Annotated in this window: 24 protein-coding genes; all 24 read right to left on the bottom strand. The window is 61.0% G+C overall.

The annotated features are described in order from the left end of the window. Nucleotides 1-62 precede the first annotated feature (62 nt). The gene (locus MGMSRV2_RS00315) at nt 63-1,079 is read right to left on the bottom strand and encodes a DNA-directed RNA polymerase subunit alpha (protein ID WP_024078321.1); all 1,017 of its coding nucleotides are present in this window, start codon (nt 1,077-1,079) and stop codon (nt 63-65) included. Nucleotides 1,080-1,181: 102 nt separating this feature from the next. Further along, the gene (gene rpsK, locus MGMSRV2_RS00310) at nt 1,182-1,574 is read right to left on the bottom strand and encodes a 30S ribosomal protein S11 (RefSeq protein ID WP_024078320.1); all 393 of its coding nucleotides are present in this window, start codon (nt 1,572-1,574) and stop codon (nt 1,182-1,184) included. 32 nt (nt 1,575-1,606) lie between these two features. Then, nucleotides 1,607-1,984: a 30S ribosomal protein S13 gene (gene rpsM, locus MGMSRV2_RS00305; RefSeq protein WP_024078319.1), complete on the bottom strand. Its 378-nt coding sequence runs from the start codon at nt 1,982-1,984 to the stop codon at nt 1,607-1,609. Nucleotides 1,985-2,193: 209 nt separating this feature from the next. Then, nucleotides 2,194-2,847 (bottom strand): adenylate kinase, encoded by a 654-nt coding sequence (locus MGMSRV2_RS00300; RefSeq protein WP_024078318.1) that lies wholly within the window; start codon nt 2,845-2,847, stop codon nt 2,194-2,196. A gap of 31 nt (nt 2,848-2,878) precedes the next feature. Next, on the bottom strand, nt 2,879-4,228 hold the full coding sequence (secY, locus tag MGMSRV2_RS00295; protein ID WP_024078317.1) for a preprotein translocase subunit SecY: 1,350 nt from the start codon (nt 4,226-4,228) through the stop codon (nt 2,879-2,881). A 166-nt stretch (nt 4,229-4,394) separates the two neighbouring features. Next, nucleotides 4,395-4,874 (bottom strand): 50S ribosomal protein L15, encoded by a 480-nt coding sequence (gene rplO, locus MGMSRV2_RS00290; protein ID WP_024078316.1) that lies wholly within the window; start codon nt 4,872-4,874, stop codon nt 4,395-4,397. Nucleotides 4,875-4,925: 51 nt separating this feature from the next. Continuing rightward, the gene (gene rpmD, locus MGMSRV2_RS00285) at nt 4,926-5,111 is read right to left on the bottom strand and encodes a 50S ribosomal protein L30 (protein ID WP_024078315.1); all 186 of its coding nucleotides are present in this window, start codon (nt 5,109-5,111) and stop codon (nt 4,926-4,928) included. 11 nt (nt 5,112-5,122) lie between these two features. Then, nucleotides 5,123-5,767 (bottom strand): 30S ribosomal protein S5, encoded by a 645-nt coding sequence (rpsE, locus tag MGMSRV2_RS00280; protein ID WP_024078314.1) that lies wholly within the window; start codon nt 5,765-5,767, stop codon nt 5,123-5,125. A gap of 12 nt (nt 5,768-5,779) precedes the next feature. After that, a complete protein-coding gene (gene rplR / locus MGMSRV2_RS00275) occupies nt 5,780-6,142 on the bottom strand; it encodes a 50S ribosomal protein L18 (protein ID WP_024078313.1) in 363 nt (120 codons plus the stop codon). A gap of 11 nt (nt 6,143-6,153) precedes the next feature. Next, entirely contained in the window at nt 6,154-6,687 is a 534-nt protein-coding gene (gene rplF, locus MGMSRV2_RS00270) for a 50S ribosomal protein L6 (RefSeq protein ID WP_024078312.1), read from the bottom strand. A 14-nt stretch (nt 6,688-6,701) separates the two neighbouring features. Next, on the bottom strand, nt 6,702-7,100 hold the full coding sequence (gene rpsH, locus MGMSRV2_RS00265) for a 30S ribosomal protein S8 (protein ID WP_024078311.1): 399 nt from the start codon (nt 7,098-7,100) through the stop codon (nt 6,702-6,704). 13 nt (nt 7,101-7,113) lie between these two features. Beyond that, on the bottom strand, nt 7,114-7,419 hold the full coding sequence (gene rpsN, locus MGMSRV2_RS00260) for a 30S ribosomal protein S14 (RefSeq protein WP_024078310.1): 306 nt from the start codon (nt 7,417-7,419) through the stop codon (nt 7,114-7,116). 15 nt (nt 7,420-7,434) lie between these two features. Beyond that, nucleotides 7,435-7,977 carry a 50S ribosomal protein L5 gene (rplE, locus tag MGMSRV2_RS00255; protein WP_197538547.1) on the bottom strand — a complete coding sequence of 181 codons (543 nt, stop codon included), beginning with the start codon at nt 7,975-7,977 and terminating at the stop codon, nt 7,435-7,437. A 17-nt stretch (nt 7,978-7,994) separates the two neighbouring features. Beyond that, the gene (rplX, locus tag MGMSRV2_RS00250; RefSeq protein ID WP_024078308.1) at nt 7,995-8,315 is read right to left on the bottom strand and encodes a 50S ribosomal protein L24; all 321 of its coding nucleotides are present in this window, start codon (nt 8,313-8,315) and stop codon (nt 7,995-7,997) included. Further along, nucleotides 8,315-8,683, bottom strand: coding sequence for a 50S ribosomal protein L14 (gene rplN, locus MGMSRV2_RS00245; protein ID WP_024078307.1), 369 nt, complete (start codon nt 8,681-8,683; stop codon nt 8,315-8,317). Before rplN ends, rplX begins: the two co-directional genes overlap by 1 nt. 45 nt (nt 8,684-8,728) lie before the next feature. Further along, nucleotides 8,729-8,965 carry a 30S ribosomal protein S17 gene (gene rpsQ / locus MGMSRV2_RS00240; protein ID WP_024078306.1) on the bottom strand — a complete coding sequence of 79 codons (237 nt, stop codon included), beginning with the start codon at nt 8,963-8,965 and terminating at the stop codon, nt 8,729-8,731. 12 nt (nt 8,966-8,977) lie between these two features. Beyond that, nucleotides 8,978-9,187 carry a 50S ribosomal protein L29 gene (gene rpmC / locus MGMSRV2_RS00235; RefSeq protein ID WP_024078305.1) on the bottom strand — a complete coding sequence of 70 codons (210 nt, stop codon included), beginning with the start codon at nt 9,185-9,187 and terminating at the stop codon, nt 8,978-8,980. Nucleotides 9,188-9,191: 4 nt separating this feature from the next. After that, nucleotides 9,192-9,605, bottom strand: coding sequence for a 50S ribosomal protein L16 (gene rplP, locus MGMSRV2_RS00230; protein ID WP_024078304.1), 414 nt, complete (start codon nt 9,603-9,605; stop codon nt 9,192-9,194). A 17-nt stretch (nt 9,606-9,622) separates the two neighbouring features. Beyond that, complete coding sequence (gene rpsC, locus MGMSRV2_RS00225) at nt 9,623-10,309, bottom strand: 30S ribosomal protein S3 (protein WP_024078303.1); 687 nt, start codon at nt 10,307-10,309, stop codon at nt 9,623-9,625. Nucleotides 10,310-10,313: 4 nt separating this feature from the next. Continuing rightward, nucleotides 10,314-10,700 (bottom strand): 50S ribosomal protein L22, encoded by a 387-nt coding sequence (rplV, locus tag MGMSRV2_RS00220; RefSeq protein WP_024078302.1) that lies wholly within the window; start codon nt 10,698-10,700, stop codon nt 10,314-10,316. Nucleotides 10,701-10,703: 3 nt separating this feature from the next. Then, nucleotides 10,704-10,982 carry a 30S ribosomal protein S19 gene (rpsS, locus tag MGMSRV2_RS00215; protein ID WP_024078301.1) on the bottom strand — a complete coding sequence of 93 codons (279 nt, stop codon included), beginning with the start codon at nt 10,980-10,982 and terminating at the stop codon, nt 10,704-10,706. Between the two features lie 12 nt (nt 10,983-10,994). Beyond that, complete coding sequence (gene rplB / locus MGMSRV2_RS00210) at nt 10,995-11,822, bottom strand: 50S ribosomal protein L2 (protein WP_024078300.1); 828 nt, start codon at nt 11,820-11,822, stop codon at nt 10,995-10,997. Nucleotides 11,823-11,826: 4 nt separating this feature from the next. After that, nucleotides 11,827-12,135: a 50S ribosomal protein L23 gene (locus MGMSRV2_RS00205; RefSeq protein WP_024078299.1), complete on the bottom strand. Its 309-nt coding sequence runs from the start codon at nt 12,133-12,135 to the stop codon at nt 11,827-11,829. Then, entirely contained in the window at nt 12,132-12,749 is a 618-nt protein-coding gene (rplD, locus tag MGMSRV2_RS00200; protein ID WP_024078298.1) for a 50S ribosomal protein L4, read from the bottom strand. The genes MGMSRV2_RS00205 and rplD overlap by 4 nt, the downstream gene beginning before the upstream one ends.

Below are 12,749 nucleotides of genomic sequence, written 5' to 3'. Positions count from 1 at the left end.
TGGTCCTTTAAAACAAACGCGTGACCGTGGGCATCCCACGGTCACGCGATCAATCTCAGAGCTCAGTAGGGCTCTTCCAGCTTCTTAGCCAGATCTTCAATGTTCTCCGGCGGCCAATTGGGAATTTCCATGCCCAAATGCAGACCCATATGCGAGAGCACTTCCTTGATCTCGTTCAGGGACTTGCGGCCGAAGTTCGGGGTGCGCAGCATCTCGGCTTCGGTCTTTTGCACCAGATCGCCGATATAGATGATGTTGTCGTTCTTCAGGCAGTTGGCCGAACGAACCGACAATTCCAGCTCGTCCACCTTGCGCAGCAGGTTCTTGTTGAAGGGCAGTTCGTCCTTCTTCTCTTCCTCGACCACATGGGTCGGTTCGTCGAAGTTGATGAACAGCTGCAACTGGTCCTGCAGGATGCGGGCGGCCAGAGCCACCGCGTCATCGGGAGTGACGGCGCCGTTGGTTTCCAGCACCATGGACAGCTTGTCGTAATCGGTGACTTGGCCGACGCGGGTGTTTTCCACCTTGTAGGCGACCTTCTTCACCGGCGAGAAGATGGCATCGATGGGGATCAGGCCGATGGGCGAATCCTCGGTGCGGTTCTGCGACGCCGGCACATAGCCCTTGCCGGTTTCCACCGTGAATTCGATGTTCAGCTTGGCGCCCTGATCCAAGGTGCACAGCACCAGATCGGGGTCCATGATCTCGATGTCATGACCCGCTTCGATCATGCCGGCCTTGACTTCGCCGGGGCCGGAGGCCCGCAGCTGCATACGCTTCGGCCCTTCGCCATGCATGCGCAGGCCCAAATTCTTGATGTTCAGGATGATGTCGGTGACATCTTCCCGCACACCCGGAACGGACGAAAACTCATGCAGCACACCCTCGATCTGGATGGCGGTAACCGCGGCACCCTGAAGCGAGGACAGCAAAATGCGGCGCAAGCTGTTGCCCAAAGTCATGCCGAAGCCGCGTTCGAGGGGTTCGGCAATCACGGTAGCGACGCGGGCAGCGTCGGCACCGGGCTCGACCTGGAGCTTGGAGGGCTTGATCAATTCCTGCCAGTTCTTCTGAATCACGAGCGTGACCTCATGCTAGGACCAATGGGTCCGGAACGGCGCAACCGCCACCTTCACCCGCATCGCGGGGAAGATGACGGCAACACTGAAACAAATACCCGATCAGACGCGACGACGCTTGCGCGGACGGCAACCGTTGTGCGGGATCGGAGTGACGTCGCGGATCGAGGTGATGGAAAAGCCCACCGCCTGCAGCGCGCGCAAGGCGCTTTCACGACCAGCGCCCGGACCCTTGACTTCCACTTCCAGGGTGCGCATGCCGTGTTCCATGGCCTTGCGGCCAGCGTCTTCGGCAGCCACCTGGGCGGCGTACGGGGTCGACTTGCGCGAGCCCTTGAAGCCCTGCATACCCGAGGACGACCACGAGATGGTGTTGCCCTGGGCGTCGGTGATGGTGATCATGGTGTTGTTGAACGTGGAGTTCACGTGAGCAACACCGGAGGTGATGTTTTTGCGCTCGCGACGACGCGGACGAGCGGCAGCAGGCTTTGCCATGTGAGGTGATCCTTAGCTTACGTCGGTCTAAATTACCGGGTGGCTTTCTTCTTGCCGGCGATCGGCTTGGCCGGACCCTTGCGGGTACGCGCATTGGTATGGGTGCGCTGACCACGGACCGGCAGGCCACGACGATGACGCAGACCGCGATAGCAGCCCAGATCCATCAAACGCTTGATGTTCATGGCAACTTCACGACGCAGATCGCCTTCGACGGTGTAATCGCTGTCGATCATTTCGCGGATCTTCAGGACTTCATCGTCGGTCAGCTGATTGACCCGGCGCTCGGCGGGGATGCTCAGCTTGGTGCAGATCTCGGCAGCCTTGGTCCGGCCGATGCCAGTGATATAGGTCAGCGCGATGACAACGCGCTTGTTGGTCGGGATATTGACGCCAGCGATACGGGCCAAAGCTGGATACTCCTTCACACAGGTGATCTGGGAAGCGGCCAAACGCCCACTGCCCACGCCAAGTCGTTACACGAACCACGGCGGAAATCCGCCACGGCGACACATAAAACCAATCCGGGCCTCGCCCGGATGGGGGAAACCGAAGGTGCGCGATTATAGGGTGAATCGATGAAGAGTCAACGGGACTCTCCATCCATCCATCCGCAATCTCACCCGGCCTTTCCGAGGATGACTTCCAGGTCCGTGGTGACCACGGCGATATCCTGGGTACCATCCACCAGATGATAATTCCCCTTGGCCTGATAATAGGGCAGCAGGGGGGCCGTCTGATCGTGATAGGCGGCAAGGCGCTTGTTCACGGTTTCGGCATTGTCATCGGCGCGCCGAGTGAACTCGGTGCCGCCGCAGGAATCACAGGTTCCGGCGACTTTCGGCTGCTGGAACTTGTCGTGATAGCCGGCGCCGCACTTGGCGCAGGTGTAGCGCCCGGTGATGCGTTCGACGATGGGGGCGTCGGGCACGCGGATTTCAATGGCGAAATCCAGCTGCTTGCCCTTCTTGGCCATCATGGCATCCAGGGCTTCAGCCTGGGCGACGGTCCGGGGGAAGCCGTCGAAGATGACTCCGTTCTTGGTGTCGGGTTGGTCCAGGCGGTCATCGATGATGCCGATGACGATGTCGTCGGACACCAGTTGGCCGGCATCCATCACCGCCTTGGCCTTCTTGCCGATATCCGAGCCCGAGGCGACGGCGGCGCGCAGCATGTCGCCGGTGGACAATTGCACCAGACCGTACTTGTCCATCAGGCGCTTGGCCTGAGTACCCTTGCCGCCGCCCGGCGGCCCCAACAGAACCAGATTCATCTTGTTGTTCTCCCCTTTATTATTAATGGGTTCAGCCGCGACGCCCCCTGAGACGGGACTTCTTGATCAGACCTTCGTACTGATGCGCCAGCAGATGCGATTGAATCTGCGACACCGTGTCCATGGTCACCGTCACCACGATCAAAAGCGAGGTACCGCCGAAATAGAACGGGACCGAGAAGCGCGAGATCAGCAGTTCCGGCAACACCGAAAGGGCGGTCAGGTAGATGGCGCCCAACACGGTCAGACGGGTGAGGACATAATCCAGATAATCCGAGGTATTCTTGCCCGGACGGATACCGGGGATGAAGCCGCCGTTCTTCTTCAGGTTATCGGCCGTATCCACCGGATTGAACACCACGGCGGTATAGAAGAAGGCGAAGAAGACGATCAGCGCGGTATAGATGCCCAGATACAACGGCTGTCCACGGCCCATCAGGGCGGTGAAGGTGGTCAGCCACTCGGGACCGCCGCCGCCGGCATAGAACTGCGCCACGGTCATGGGCATCAGCAACAGCGAGCTGGCGAAGATAGGCGGAATGACGCCCGAGGTGTTGAGCTTCAAGGGCAGATGGCTGGATTCGCCACCAAACATCTTGTTGCCGACCTGGCGCTTTGGATACTGGACGATGATCCGGCGCTGGGCCCGCTCGAAATAGACGATACCGGCGATGATCACCACCGCCATGATCAGCAGGAAGATGATCAGCAGCACCGGCAGGGCGCCGGTCCGACCCAGTTCCAGGGTGCCGGCCAGAGCGCTGGGCAATTCGGCGACGATACCGGCCATGATGATGAGCGAGGTGCCCTGACCGATGCCGCGCGCGGTGATCTGCTCACCCAGCCACATCAGGAACATGGTGCCGCCCACCAGGGTGACGACGGTGGAGAAGCGGAACAGAAGATGATTGTCCATGATCACCGCCGAGCCCATGGAACCGCTCATGCCTTCAAGACCGACGGCGATGCCGTAGGCCTGGAACGTGGCGATGACGACGGTCAGGTAGCGGGTGTACTGGTTGATCTTCTTCTTGCCCGACTCGCCTTCCTTCTTGATCGCTTCCAGGCTGGGGACGATGGTCGTCATCAGCTGGATGATGATGGAGGCCGAGATGTAGGGCATGATCGCCAGGGCGAAAATGGTCATACGCTGCAAGGCGCCGCCGGCCAGCATGTCGAACATGCCGAGCAGACCGCTGCCGCTTTGCTTGAACATTTCCGCCATCACATGCGGATCGACGCCGGGAATGGGAATCCAGGTGCCCAGTCGATAAACGACCAGGGCCAACAGGGTGAACCAGATCCTCTTCTTGAGTTCGGTGGCTTTCGCCAGAACGCCAAAATTCAGGTTCGCGGCAAGCTGCTCGGCAGCAGAGGCCATGCCAAAGGCTCCGGTTATGGTGTTACCCGACGGCACCAGCCGATTGATCCGGCGGCACCAGTTCACAAAGAAAAAAGCGCCCCAGTCCCTTGCCTGGCTTTTGGCATCAGGTCCGGGGGCCCTGGGGCGCTTTATAAAGGATCGCTACGGAAAAACCGAGGGCTAATCAGCCCTGGGCCGCTTCCGCACCGGAAACCTTCACCGAACCGCCAGCCTTTTCCACGGCGGCGACCGCCGCTTCGGAGGCGCCGGCGACTTCGATGGTCACCTTGGCGGTCAGTTCGCCACGGCCCAGCAGGCGGACGCCGTCACCGATCTTACCGACCAGGCCGGCAGCGGCCAAGATGTCGGCAGTGATGGTTTCGGCGGCGTTGAGCTTGCCGGCATCGATAGCGGCCTGGAGCTTGCCGAGATTGATCACGGCAAATTCCTTGGCGTTGATGTTCTTGAAACCGCGCTTGGGCAGGCGGCGGTAGATGGGCATCTGGCCGCCTTCAAAACCTTGCAGGGCGACACCGGTACGGGAACCCTGGCCCTTGACGCCACGGCCCGAGGTCTTGCCCTTGCCCGAACCAATGCCGCGGCCGATGCGCTTGAACTTGTAGCGGGCGCCTTCGTTGTCGCGCAGATCGTTGAGCTTCGTCATCTCTTCATTCCTCGTATCCGGTCCCCGCCGAGGCGGGGACCGAACGAAAGATTAGTCTTCAACCCGAACCAGGTGCTGAACCTTACGGATCATGCCACGGACGGCCGGAGTATCCTCCAGCTCCTTGGTACGATGCATCTTGTTCAGACCCAGGCCGATCAGGGTGGCGCGCTGGTCGCCCTCGCGGCCGATGGGGCTTTGCACCTGGGTGACGCGAACGGTCTTCTTGTCAGCCATTCCAGCCTCCTTTACGCGGCGGTGGCAGCAGCGGCGCCATCACGGCGGCCGATGATGTCACCAACCTTCTTGCCACGCTTGGCAGCCACCGAGCGGGGGCTGTTCAAGGACACCAGGGCGTCGAAGGTCGCCTTGATCATGTTGTGCGGGTTCGAGGTGCCCAGGCACTTGGCGACGACGTCGGCCACGCCCATGGTCTCGAACACGGCGCGCATCGGGCCGCCGGCGATGATGCCGGTACCGGCCGGAGCGGCGCGCAGAACAACACGACCGGCACCGAAGTGACCGGTGACGTCATGATGCAGGGTGCGACCTTCACGCAGGTTCACCTTGATCATGTTGCGCTTGGCCTGTTCGGTCGCCTTGCGGATGGCTTCGGGAACTTCACGGGCCTTGCCCGAGCCGTAACCGACGCGACCCTTGGCGTCGCCAACCACCACCAGGGCAGCGAAGGCGAAGCGACGACCGCCCTTGACCACCTTGGCCACGCGGTTGATGTGGACCAGCTTATCGACGAATTCGTTCTCTTCGCGCTCGGGCCGGGCGGCCTCGGGGCCGCCACGACCGCGACCACGACCGTCACGTTCGCCGCCTTCACCGCCACGGCCACGGCCGCGACGCTGTTCGGTTCCCTCGGAATTGGGAGTACGTGCCATAGTCTTTTTCCCTTAGAACGACAGGCCGCCTTCGCGGGCCGCTTCGGCCAGGGCTTTCACCCGACCGTGATAGATGTAACCGCCGCGATCGAACACCACCTCGGTGATGCCCGCCGCCTTGGCCCGCTCGGCGATCAGCTTGCCGACAGCGGCAGCCGCCGCAGTGTCGGCGCCGGTCTTCAAGGAGCCCTTCAGCTCCTTGTCGAGCGTCGAAGCAGCCGCCAGGGTCTTGCCCTGCACGTCGTCGATAACCTGGACATAGATATTCTTGCCAGAGCGGAAAACCGACAGGCGGATACGTCCACCCGACTTCTTCGCGATGCTGGCCCGGGCGCGCCGCTTGCGGCGCTCGAACAATTCTTTCGGCGTCATCATGGCAGAGCCCCTTACTTCTTCTTGCCTTCCTTGCGCAGGATGGTCTCGGTCGAGTACTTGATGCCCTTGCCCTTGTAGGGCTCGGGACCACGGAACGACCGGATCTCCGCCGCAAGCTGCCCGACGATCTGCTTATCGCGGCCAGTGATGGAAATCGAGGTGGGCTTTTCGCACTTCATGGTGACGTCATCCGGAATCGGATAGTCGATATCATGAGAATAGCCCAAGGCCAGCTTCAAATTCTTCCCTTCGACAGCGGCGCGGTAACCCACGCCGTTGATGTCCAGGTTGACGGTGAAGCCGTCGGACACGCCCTTGACCAAATTATTGATCAGGGCGCGGGTGGTGCCCCACATCATGCGCGCGCGCTTGGAATCCGACTTGGGCTTGACCCAAACTTCGGAGCCTTCGATGGTGGTTTCAACTTCGTCCGACAGGGGCATCCGGGACTCACCCAGCTTGCCCTTGGCGATGAATTCGGTACCGGCGATCTGGACAGTGACTCCAGACGGCACCGGCACGGGATATTTGCCGACTCGCGACATCTGTCAGTCCCTCCTTAGAACACCTGGCAGAGAACTTCACCGCCCACATTGGCGGTGCGGGCTTCGGTATCGCTCATGACGCCGCGAGGAGTCGAGAGGATAGAGATGCCCAAACCATTCGCCACGCGGGTCAGATCGGAAATCTTGGAATAAACGCGACGACCGGGGGTCGAGACGCGAGCGATCTTGGTGATCACCGGCTTACCCTCGTGGTACTTCAGTTCGATGGTCAGCTCGGACACGCCGGCGCGGACTTCGGACTTGGCATAACCACGGATGTAGCCTTCACGCTTCAGGACTTCCAGCACGTTGACGCGCAGATTGGAAGCGGGCGAGGTGATCGACGACTTGTTCGCGCGCTGACCATTGCGGATGCGGGCGAGCATATCGCCGAGCGGATCGGTCATAGACATTGTATGGCCTCCCTTACCAGCTCGACTTCACCAGCCCAGGAATCTGACCCAGATTCCCAAGCTCGCGCAGCTTGTTGCGGCAAATCTTGAACTTACGGTAGTTACCACGCGGACGACCGGTCAGTTCGCACAACAGGCGAACACGATTCTTGGCCGAGTTGCGGGGAACTTCCGCCAGCTTCAAGGCGGCATTGAAACGTTCTTCCGGCGAAGCCTCGCGGTCCATGACCTGAGCCTTCAGGCGGGCGCGCTTGCCTGCCATCTGCTTGGCCAGCTTCGCGCGCTTGTTGTTGCGCTCGACAGAGCTGATCTTAGACATTGCTGCTAACTCCCATCAGCCAGCGAACGGCATGTCGAAGCCCTTGAGAAGCGCCTTGGCTTCCGCATCGGACTTGGCCGTCGTGACGAAAATGATGTCCATGCCCCGGGTCGTATCAACCTTGTCGTAGTTGATTTCCGGGAAAATGAGCTGTTCTTTCAGGCCGAGCGAATAATTGCCGCGGCCGTCAAAGCTCTTGCCGGGAACGCCGCGGAAGTCGCGGACGCGGGGCAGCGCAATGGTGATCAGACGATCGAGGAATTCATACATGCGTTCGGCGCGCAAGGTGACCTTGCAGCCAACAACCTGGCCTTCGCGCAGCTTGAACTGAGCGATGGACTTCTTGGCCTTGGTCACCACCGGCTTCTGACCCGCGATCAGGGTCATTTCGGCGATGGCGGCGTCGATCTTCTTGGCGTCCTGGGCAGCTTCGCCCACGCCCATGTTGATGACGATCTTTTCCAGCTTCGGCACCTGCATGGGATTGGAGTAGTTGAACTCCTCCTGCAGGGCCTGGCGGACCTTGGTGTCGTAGTGATTACGCAAACGCGCGGTCATGGTCTGTTGCTCCCCCATTACCGGTCGATGACTTCGCCGGACCGCTTAGCGACGCGGACCTTGCGACCGTCTTCCAGGACCTTCACGCCGACGCGGGTCGGCTTGCCATCCTTGGGATCGACGTGGGCGACATTGGACACGTGCAGGGCGGCTTCCTGTTCGACGATGCCACCCGCGTTGGCGGCAGAGGGACGAACATGGCGCTTGACCTTGTTCACACCCTGAACGACCACGCGTTCTTCCTTCGGGTAAGCGGCGATGACTTCGCCCTTCTTGCCCTTGTCCTTGCCGGCGATCACGACAACCTGATCGCCCTTCTTGACGTTAAGACCGGCCATTAGAGCACCTCCGGAGCCAGCGAGATGATCTTCATGAACTTCTTACCGCGAAGTTCACGGGTGACCGGGCCAAAAATACGGGTGCCGATCGGTTCGCCCTGCTTGTTGATGAGCACGGCGGCATTGGTATCGAAACGGATCGCGGTACCATCAGCCCGGCGGATTTCCTTGGCGGTGCGGACGATGACGGCGCGATGCACGTCACCCTTCTTCACCTTGCCGCGGGGAATCGCTTCCTTAATGGAGACGACGATAACGTCGCCCACATTGGCGATGGTGCGGTGCGAACCGCCCAAAACCTTGATGCACTGCACCCGGCGGGCACCCGAATTATCGGCGACGTCCAGGTTGGTTTGCATCTGGATCATGTCGAGTTTTCCTTCTTTTCCAGGTTGATATCGTCAGAACCGGCCTTAGGCCTGCTCTACGATCACTTCCCAGGTTTTGGTCTTCGAGATCGGACGGCACTCCAAGATGCGGACAGTGTCGCCGGTCTTGAACTGGTTGTTCTCGTCGTGGGCGTGATACTTCTTCGAACGACGGATGAACTTCTTGTAGATCGGGTGCATGACGCGCCGTTCGACGCTGACCACCACGGTCTTGTCCATCTTGTCGCTGACGACCACGCCCTGGAGAATGCGCTTCGGCATTAGTAACGCTCCTTAGGCGGCTTTGGCGGCGCGGAGGCGCTCGCCGAGAATGGTCTTGATGGCCGCAACTTCGCGGCGCACCGTCAGCACCCGGGCAGTGTTTTCCAGCTGGCCCGAGGCCTTCTGGAAACGCAGATTGAACTGCTCCTTCTTCAGCGCCAGGAGCGATTCCTTGAGCTGATCGTCGGTCTTGGCGCGCAGATCGCTGGACTTGTTCGCCATGACTTTACTCCCCGATACGAACGATGAACTTGGTCTTGATCGGCAGCTTGGCAGCGGCCAGTTCAAAACCACGGCGGGCCAGATCTTCCGGCACGCCATCGACCTCGAACATTACGCGACCGGGCTTGACCCGGGCCACCCAAAATTCGGGGGTACCCTTACCGGAGCCCATGCGGACTTCGGCAGGCTTGGTCGAAACCGGCACGTCCGGGAAAATCCGGATCCACACCCGGCCCTGACGCTTCAGGTGACGGGTGAGGGCGCGACGGGCCGCTTCGATCTGGCGAGCGGTGATACGCTCCGGCTCCATGGCCTTGAGGCCGAAGGCGCCGAAATTCAGCTGGGAACCGCCCTTGGCATCGCCATGGATGCGGCCCTTATGCTGCTTACGGAACTTAGTACGCTTGGGCGAAAGCATCTCTCTCCCCTCTCAAATCAGCGACGGTCGACGGGAGCGGACTCGCCGGCGGCGCGCTTGTCCTGAGCCATGGGATCATGAGCCAGGATCTCGCCCTTGAACACCCACACCTTGATACCGCAGGTACCATAGGTGGTCTTGGCGGTGCCGATACCGTAATCGATGTCGGCGCGCAAGGTGTGCAGGGGCACGCGGCCTTCGCGGTACCATTCCATGCGAGCGATTTCGGCGCCGCCCAAACGGCCCGAGCAGTTGATACGGATGCCCTGGGCGCCCAGACGCATGGCCGACTGCACCGCACGCTTCATGGCGCGGCGGAAGGACACGCGACGTTCCAGCTGCTGGGCGATGGACTCGGCCACCAGCTGAGCGTCCAGTTCCGGCTTCCGGATTTCGACGATGTTCAGATGAACTTCGCCACCGGTCATCTTGCTGAGCGTCTTGCGCAGCACTTCGATGTCGGCACCCTTCTTACCGATCACCACGCCCGGACGGGCGGTGTGAATGGTAATGCGGGCCTTCTTGGCCGGACGCTCGATGATCACCCGCGACACGCCGGCCTGAGCCAGCTTCTTGCGCAGGTAATCACGCAGCTTCAGATCCTCGTGCAGCATCTTGGCGTAGTCGCCGTCGGCGAACCAACGGGAATCCCAGGTGCGGTTGATGCCGAGGCGCAGGCCGATCGGATTGACTTTCTGACCCATAGTCTTACTCCCCGGTCGCTTCTTCGCGTTCGCGCACGATGACGGTCAGGTTCGAGAACGGCTTCTCGATCCGACCGACACGACCGCGAGCACGGGCACGCCAGCGCTTCATCACCATGGCCTTGCCCACATAGGCTTCGGCCACATACAGACGATCAACGTCCAACTGGTGGTTGTTCTCGGCATTGGCGATGGCCGACTGCAACACCACCTTCACCACACCGGCGATGCGGCGCTTGGAGAAGGTGAGCTGGTGCAGGGCGGTCTCCGCCTTCAGGCCGCGAATGGACGCAGCCACCAGGTTGAGCTTGCGCGGGCTGGTGCGGATGGAAGACGAGAACGCCTTCGCTTCGATATCCGCCAGAACGCGCTCAGCAGGCTTCTTGCCCATGGCTTACTTCCTCTTCGCCTTCTTGTCGACGCCGTGACCGTAGTAGGTACGGGTCGGCGAGAATTCACCGAACTTGTGACCAACCATGTTCTCGGTAACGAGAACGGGGATGTACTTCTGGCCGTTATAAACGCCGAAGGTCAAGCCCACGAAGTTCGGCAAAATGGTGGAGCGACGCGACCAGATCTTGATGACCTCGTTGCGGCCGCTGGCACGCGACTTATCCGCCTTCTTGAGCAGGTACCCGTCGACAAACGGACCCTTCCATACGGAACGAGCCATTCCCGTCCCTCCTTACTGAGCCTGACGGCGGCGCATGATGAGCCGATCCGTCTTCTTGTTGGAACGCGTCTTCTTACCCTTGGTCGGCTTGCCCCACGGGGTAACCGGATGACGGCCCCCGGAGGTACGACCTTCACCACCACCATGCGGGTGGTCGATGGGGTTCATGGCAACGCCACGGACGTGCGGACGGAAGCCCAGCCAACGCTTGCGACCAGCCTTGCCCAGCGAAATGTTCTGCTGGTCAGGGTTGGAAACGGCGCCGACAGTGGCCATGCATTCACCGCGGACGACGCGCAGTTCACCCGAAGACAGGCGAAGCTGGGCATAGCCCTGGTCCTTGCCGACCAGCTGGACGAAGGTACCGGCGGAGCGGGCCATCTGGCCACCCTTGCCGACCTTCAGCTCGACATTGTGAACAACGGTGCCGACCGGAATATTCTTCAGCGGCAGGGCGTTGCCCGGCTTGATGTCGACCTTTTCACCGGAGATGACGATATCACCGGCGGCCAGGCGCTGCGGGGCCAGGATGTAGCGCTTTTCGCCATCTTCATACACCACCAGGGCGATGAAGGCGGTCCGGTTGGGATCGTATTCCAACCGTTCCACGGTGGCGGGCATATCGAACTTGTCGCGCTTGAAGTCGACCATACGATAGCGGCGCTTGTGCCCGCCGCCACGGAAGCGGACGGTGATGCGGCCCAGATTGTTACGGCCACCCTTCTTGCGCAGACCTTCGGTCAGCGCCGCTTCGGGCTTGCCCTTCCACAATTCCGAGCGGTCAACCGTCACCAGCTGACGACGGCCCGGAGTCGTGGGCTTGTAGTTCTTCAAAGCCATGGCGTCAGACTCCCGTCGTCACGTCGATGGACTGGCCTTCGGCCAGCGTCACGACCGCCTTCTTGACGTCATTGCGGACGCCGATACGGCCACGGAAGCGCTTGACCTTGCCCTTGGCCACCAGGGTATTCACCGCGGTGACCTTGACCCCGAACACGCCTTCGACGGCGGCCTTGATCTCGGGCTTGGAAGCGTTCAGCGGCACCTTGAAGGTGACCTGATTGTGCTCGGAACCCATGGTCGCCTTTTCGGTGATCACGGGCGCGCGGATGATGTCGAACATCCGTTCCTTCGAGACGATGACCTTGCTCATTTCAGGCGAGCCTCCAGGGCGGCGACAGCGTCCTTGGTCAACACCAGGGTGTCACGACGCAGGATGTCGTACACGTTGGCGCCGACTTCCGGCAGCACGTCCACATGGGGGATATTGCGGGACGCCAGGGCGAAATTGCCGTCAACGGCACCGTCGATGACCAGAACCGAAGCCCAACCCAGCGCCTTGAACTGCGCGGCCAGAGCCTTGGTCTTGGGAGCGGCGGCGGTAGCGTTGTCCAGCACCACCAGCTTGCCTTCGGCGGCCTTGGCCGACAGGGCAACCTTCAGGGCCAGCTTGCGCACCTTCTTCGGCATGTCGAAAGCGTGGGAACGCACGACCGGGCCGAAAATGGTGGCGCCGCCACGGAACTGCGCGGAACGCAGAGAACCCTGACGTGCACGACCGCCACCCTTCTGATTGAAGGGCTTCTTGGTGGTACCGGAGATCTCGCTGATCCCCTTGGTCTTGTGAGTGCCGGACCGACGCTTCGACAGCTGATAGCTGACCATGCGGTGCAGCAAATCGTTGCGAACCGCCAGGCCAAACACGTCGTCGGAGAGATCGATCTCGCCGACGCTCTGATTGTCCAGGCTGATAACCTTAGTCTTCAT

The organism is Magnetospirillum gryphiswaldense MSR-1 v2 (assembly GCF_000513295.1).
GTDB lineage: Bacteria > Pseudomonadota > Alphaproteobacteria > Rhodospirillales > Magnetospirillaceae > Magnetospirillum > Magnetospirillum gryphiswaldense.
The sequence above is the reverse complement of the archived record's forward strand: the minus strand, read 5'-3'. Positions and strand labels throughout refer to the sequence as shown.

What these genes read in the sequence shown, in the direction of transcription:
- rpsK (WP_024078320.1), bottom strand. Translation starts at nt 1,574, where the DNA reads ATGGCAAAGCCTGCTGCCGCTCGTCCGCGTCGTCGCGAGCGCAAAAAC.
- MGMSRV2_RS00300 (WP_024078318.1), bottom strand. Translation starts at nt 2,847, where the DNA reads ATGAATCTGGTTCTGTTGGGGCCGCCGGGCGGCGGCAAGGGTACTCAG.
- secY (WP_024078317.1), bottom strand. Translation starts at nt 4,228, where the DNA reads ATGGCCTCTGCTGCCGAGCAGCTTGCCGCGAACCTGAATTTTGGCGTT.
- rplO (WP_024078316.1), bottom strand. Translation starts at nt 4,874, where the DNA reads ATGACGAAGCTCAACGATCTGCGCGACAACGAAGGCGCCCGCTACAAG.
- rpmD (WP_024078315.1), bottom strand. Translation starts at nt 5,111, where the DNA reads ATGGCTGACAAGAAGACCGTTCGCGTCACCCAGGTGCAAAGCCCCATC.
- rpsE (WP_024078314.1), bottom strand. Translation starts at nt 5,767, where the DNA reads ATGGCACGTACTCCCAATTCCGAGGGAACCGAACAGCGTCGCGGCCGT.
- rplR (WP_024078313.1), bottom strand. Translation starts at nt 6,142, where the DNA reads ATGATGACGCCGAAAGAATTGTTCGAGCGCCGCAAGCGGCGCGCCCGG.
- rplF (WP_024078312.1), bottom strand. Translation starts at nt 6,687, where the DNA reads ATGTCGCGAGTCGGCAAATATCCCGTGCCGGTGCCGTCTGGAGTCACT.
- rpsH (WP_024078311.1), bottom strand. Translation starts at nt 7,100, where the DNA reads ATGTCTATGACCGATCCGCTCGGCGATATGCTCGCCCGCATCCGCAAT.
- rpsN (WP_024078310.1), bottom strand. Translation starts at nt 7,419, where the DNA reads ATGTCTAAGATCAGCTCTGTCGAGCGCAACAACAAGCGCGCGAAGCTG.
- rplE (WP_197538547.1), bottom strand. Translation starts at nt 7,977, where the DNA reads ATGACCGCGCGTTTGCGTAATCACTACGACACCAAGGTCCGCCAGGCC.
- rplX (WP_024078308.1), bottom strand. Translation starts at nt 8,315, where the DNA reads ATGGCCGGTCTTAACGTCAAGAAGGGCGATCAGGTTGTCGTGATCGCC.
- rplN (WP_024078307.1), bottom strand. Translation starts at nt 8,683, where the DNA reads ATGATCCAGATGCAAACCAACCTGGACGTCGCCGATAATTCGGGTGCC.
- rpsQ (WP_024078306.1), bottom strand. Translation starts at nt 8,965, where the DNA reads ATGCCGAAGCGCATTCTCCAGGGCGTGGTCGTCAGCGACAAGATGGAC.
- rpmC (WP_024078305.1), bottom strand. Translation starts at nt 9,187, where the DNA reads ATGGCGAACAAGTCCAGCGATCTGCGCGCCAAGACCGACGATCAGCTC.
- rplP (WP_024078304.1), bottom strand. Translation starts at nt 9,605, where the DNA reads ATGCTTTCGCCCAAGCGTACTAAGTTCCGTAAGCAGCATAAGGGCCGC.
- rpsC (WP_024078303.1), bottom strand. Translation starts at nt 10,309, where the DNA reads ATGGGTCAGAAAGTCAATCCGATCGGCCTGCGCCTCGGCATCAACCGC.
- rplV (WP_024078302.1), bottom strand. Translation starts at nt 10,700, where the DNA reads ATGGGCAAGAAGCCTGCTGAGCGCGTTCTGGCGGATATCGAAGCGAAG.
- rpsS (WP_024078301.1), bottom strand. Translation starts at nt 10,982, where the DNA reads ATGGCTCGTTCCGTATGGAAGGGTCCGTTTGTCGACGGGTACCTGCTC.
- rplB (WP_024078300.1), bottom strand. Translation starts at nt 11,822, where the DNA reads ATGGCTTTGAAGAACTACAAGCCCACGACTCCGGGCCGTCGTCAGCTG.
- MGMSRV2_RS00205 (WP_024078299.1), bottom strand. Translation starts at nt 12,135, where the DNA reads ATGAGCAAGGTCATCGTCTCGAAGGAACGGATGTTCGACATCATCCGC.
- rplD (WP_024078298.1), bottom strand. Translation starts at nt 12,749, where the DNA reads ATGAAGACTAAGGTTATCAGCCTGGACAATCAGAGCGTCGGCGAGATC.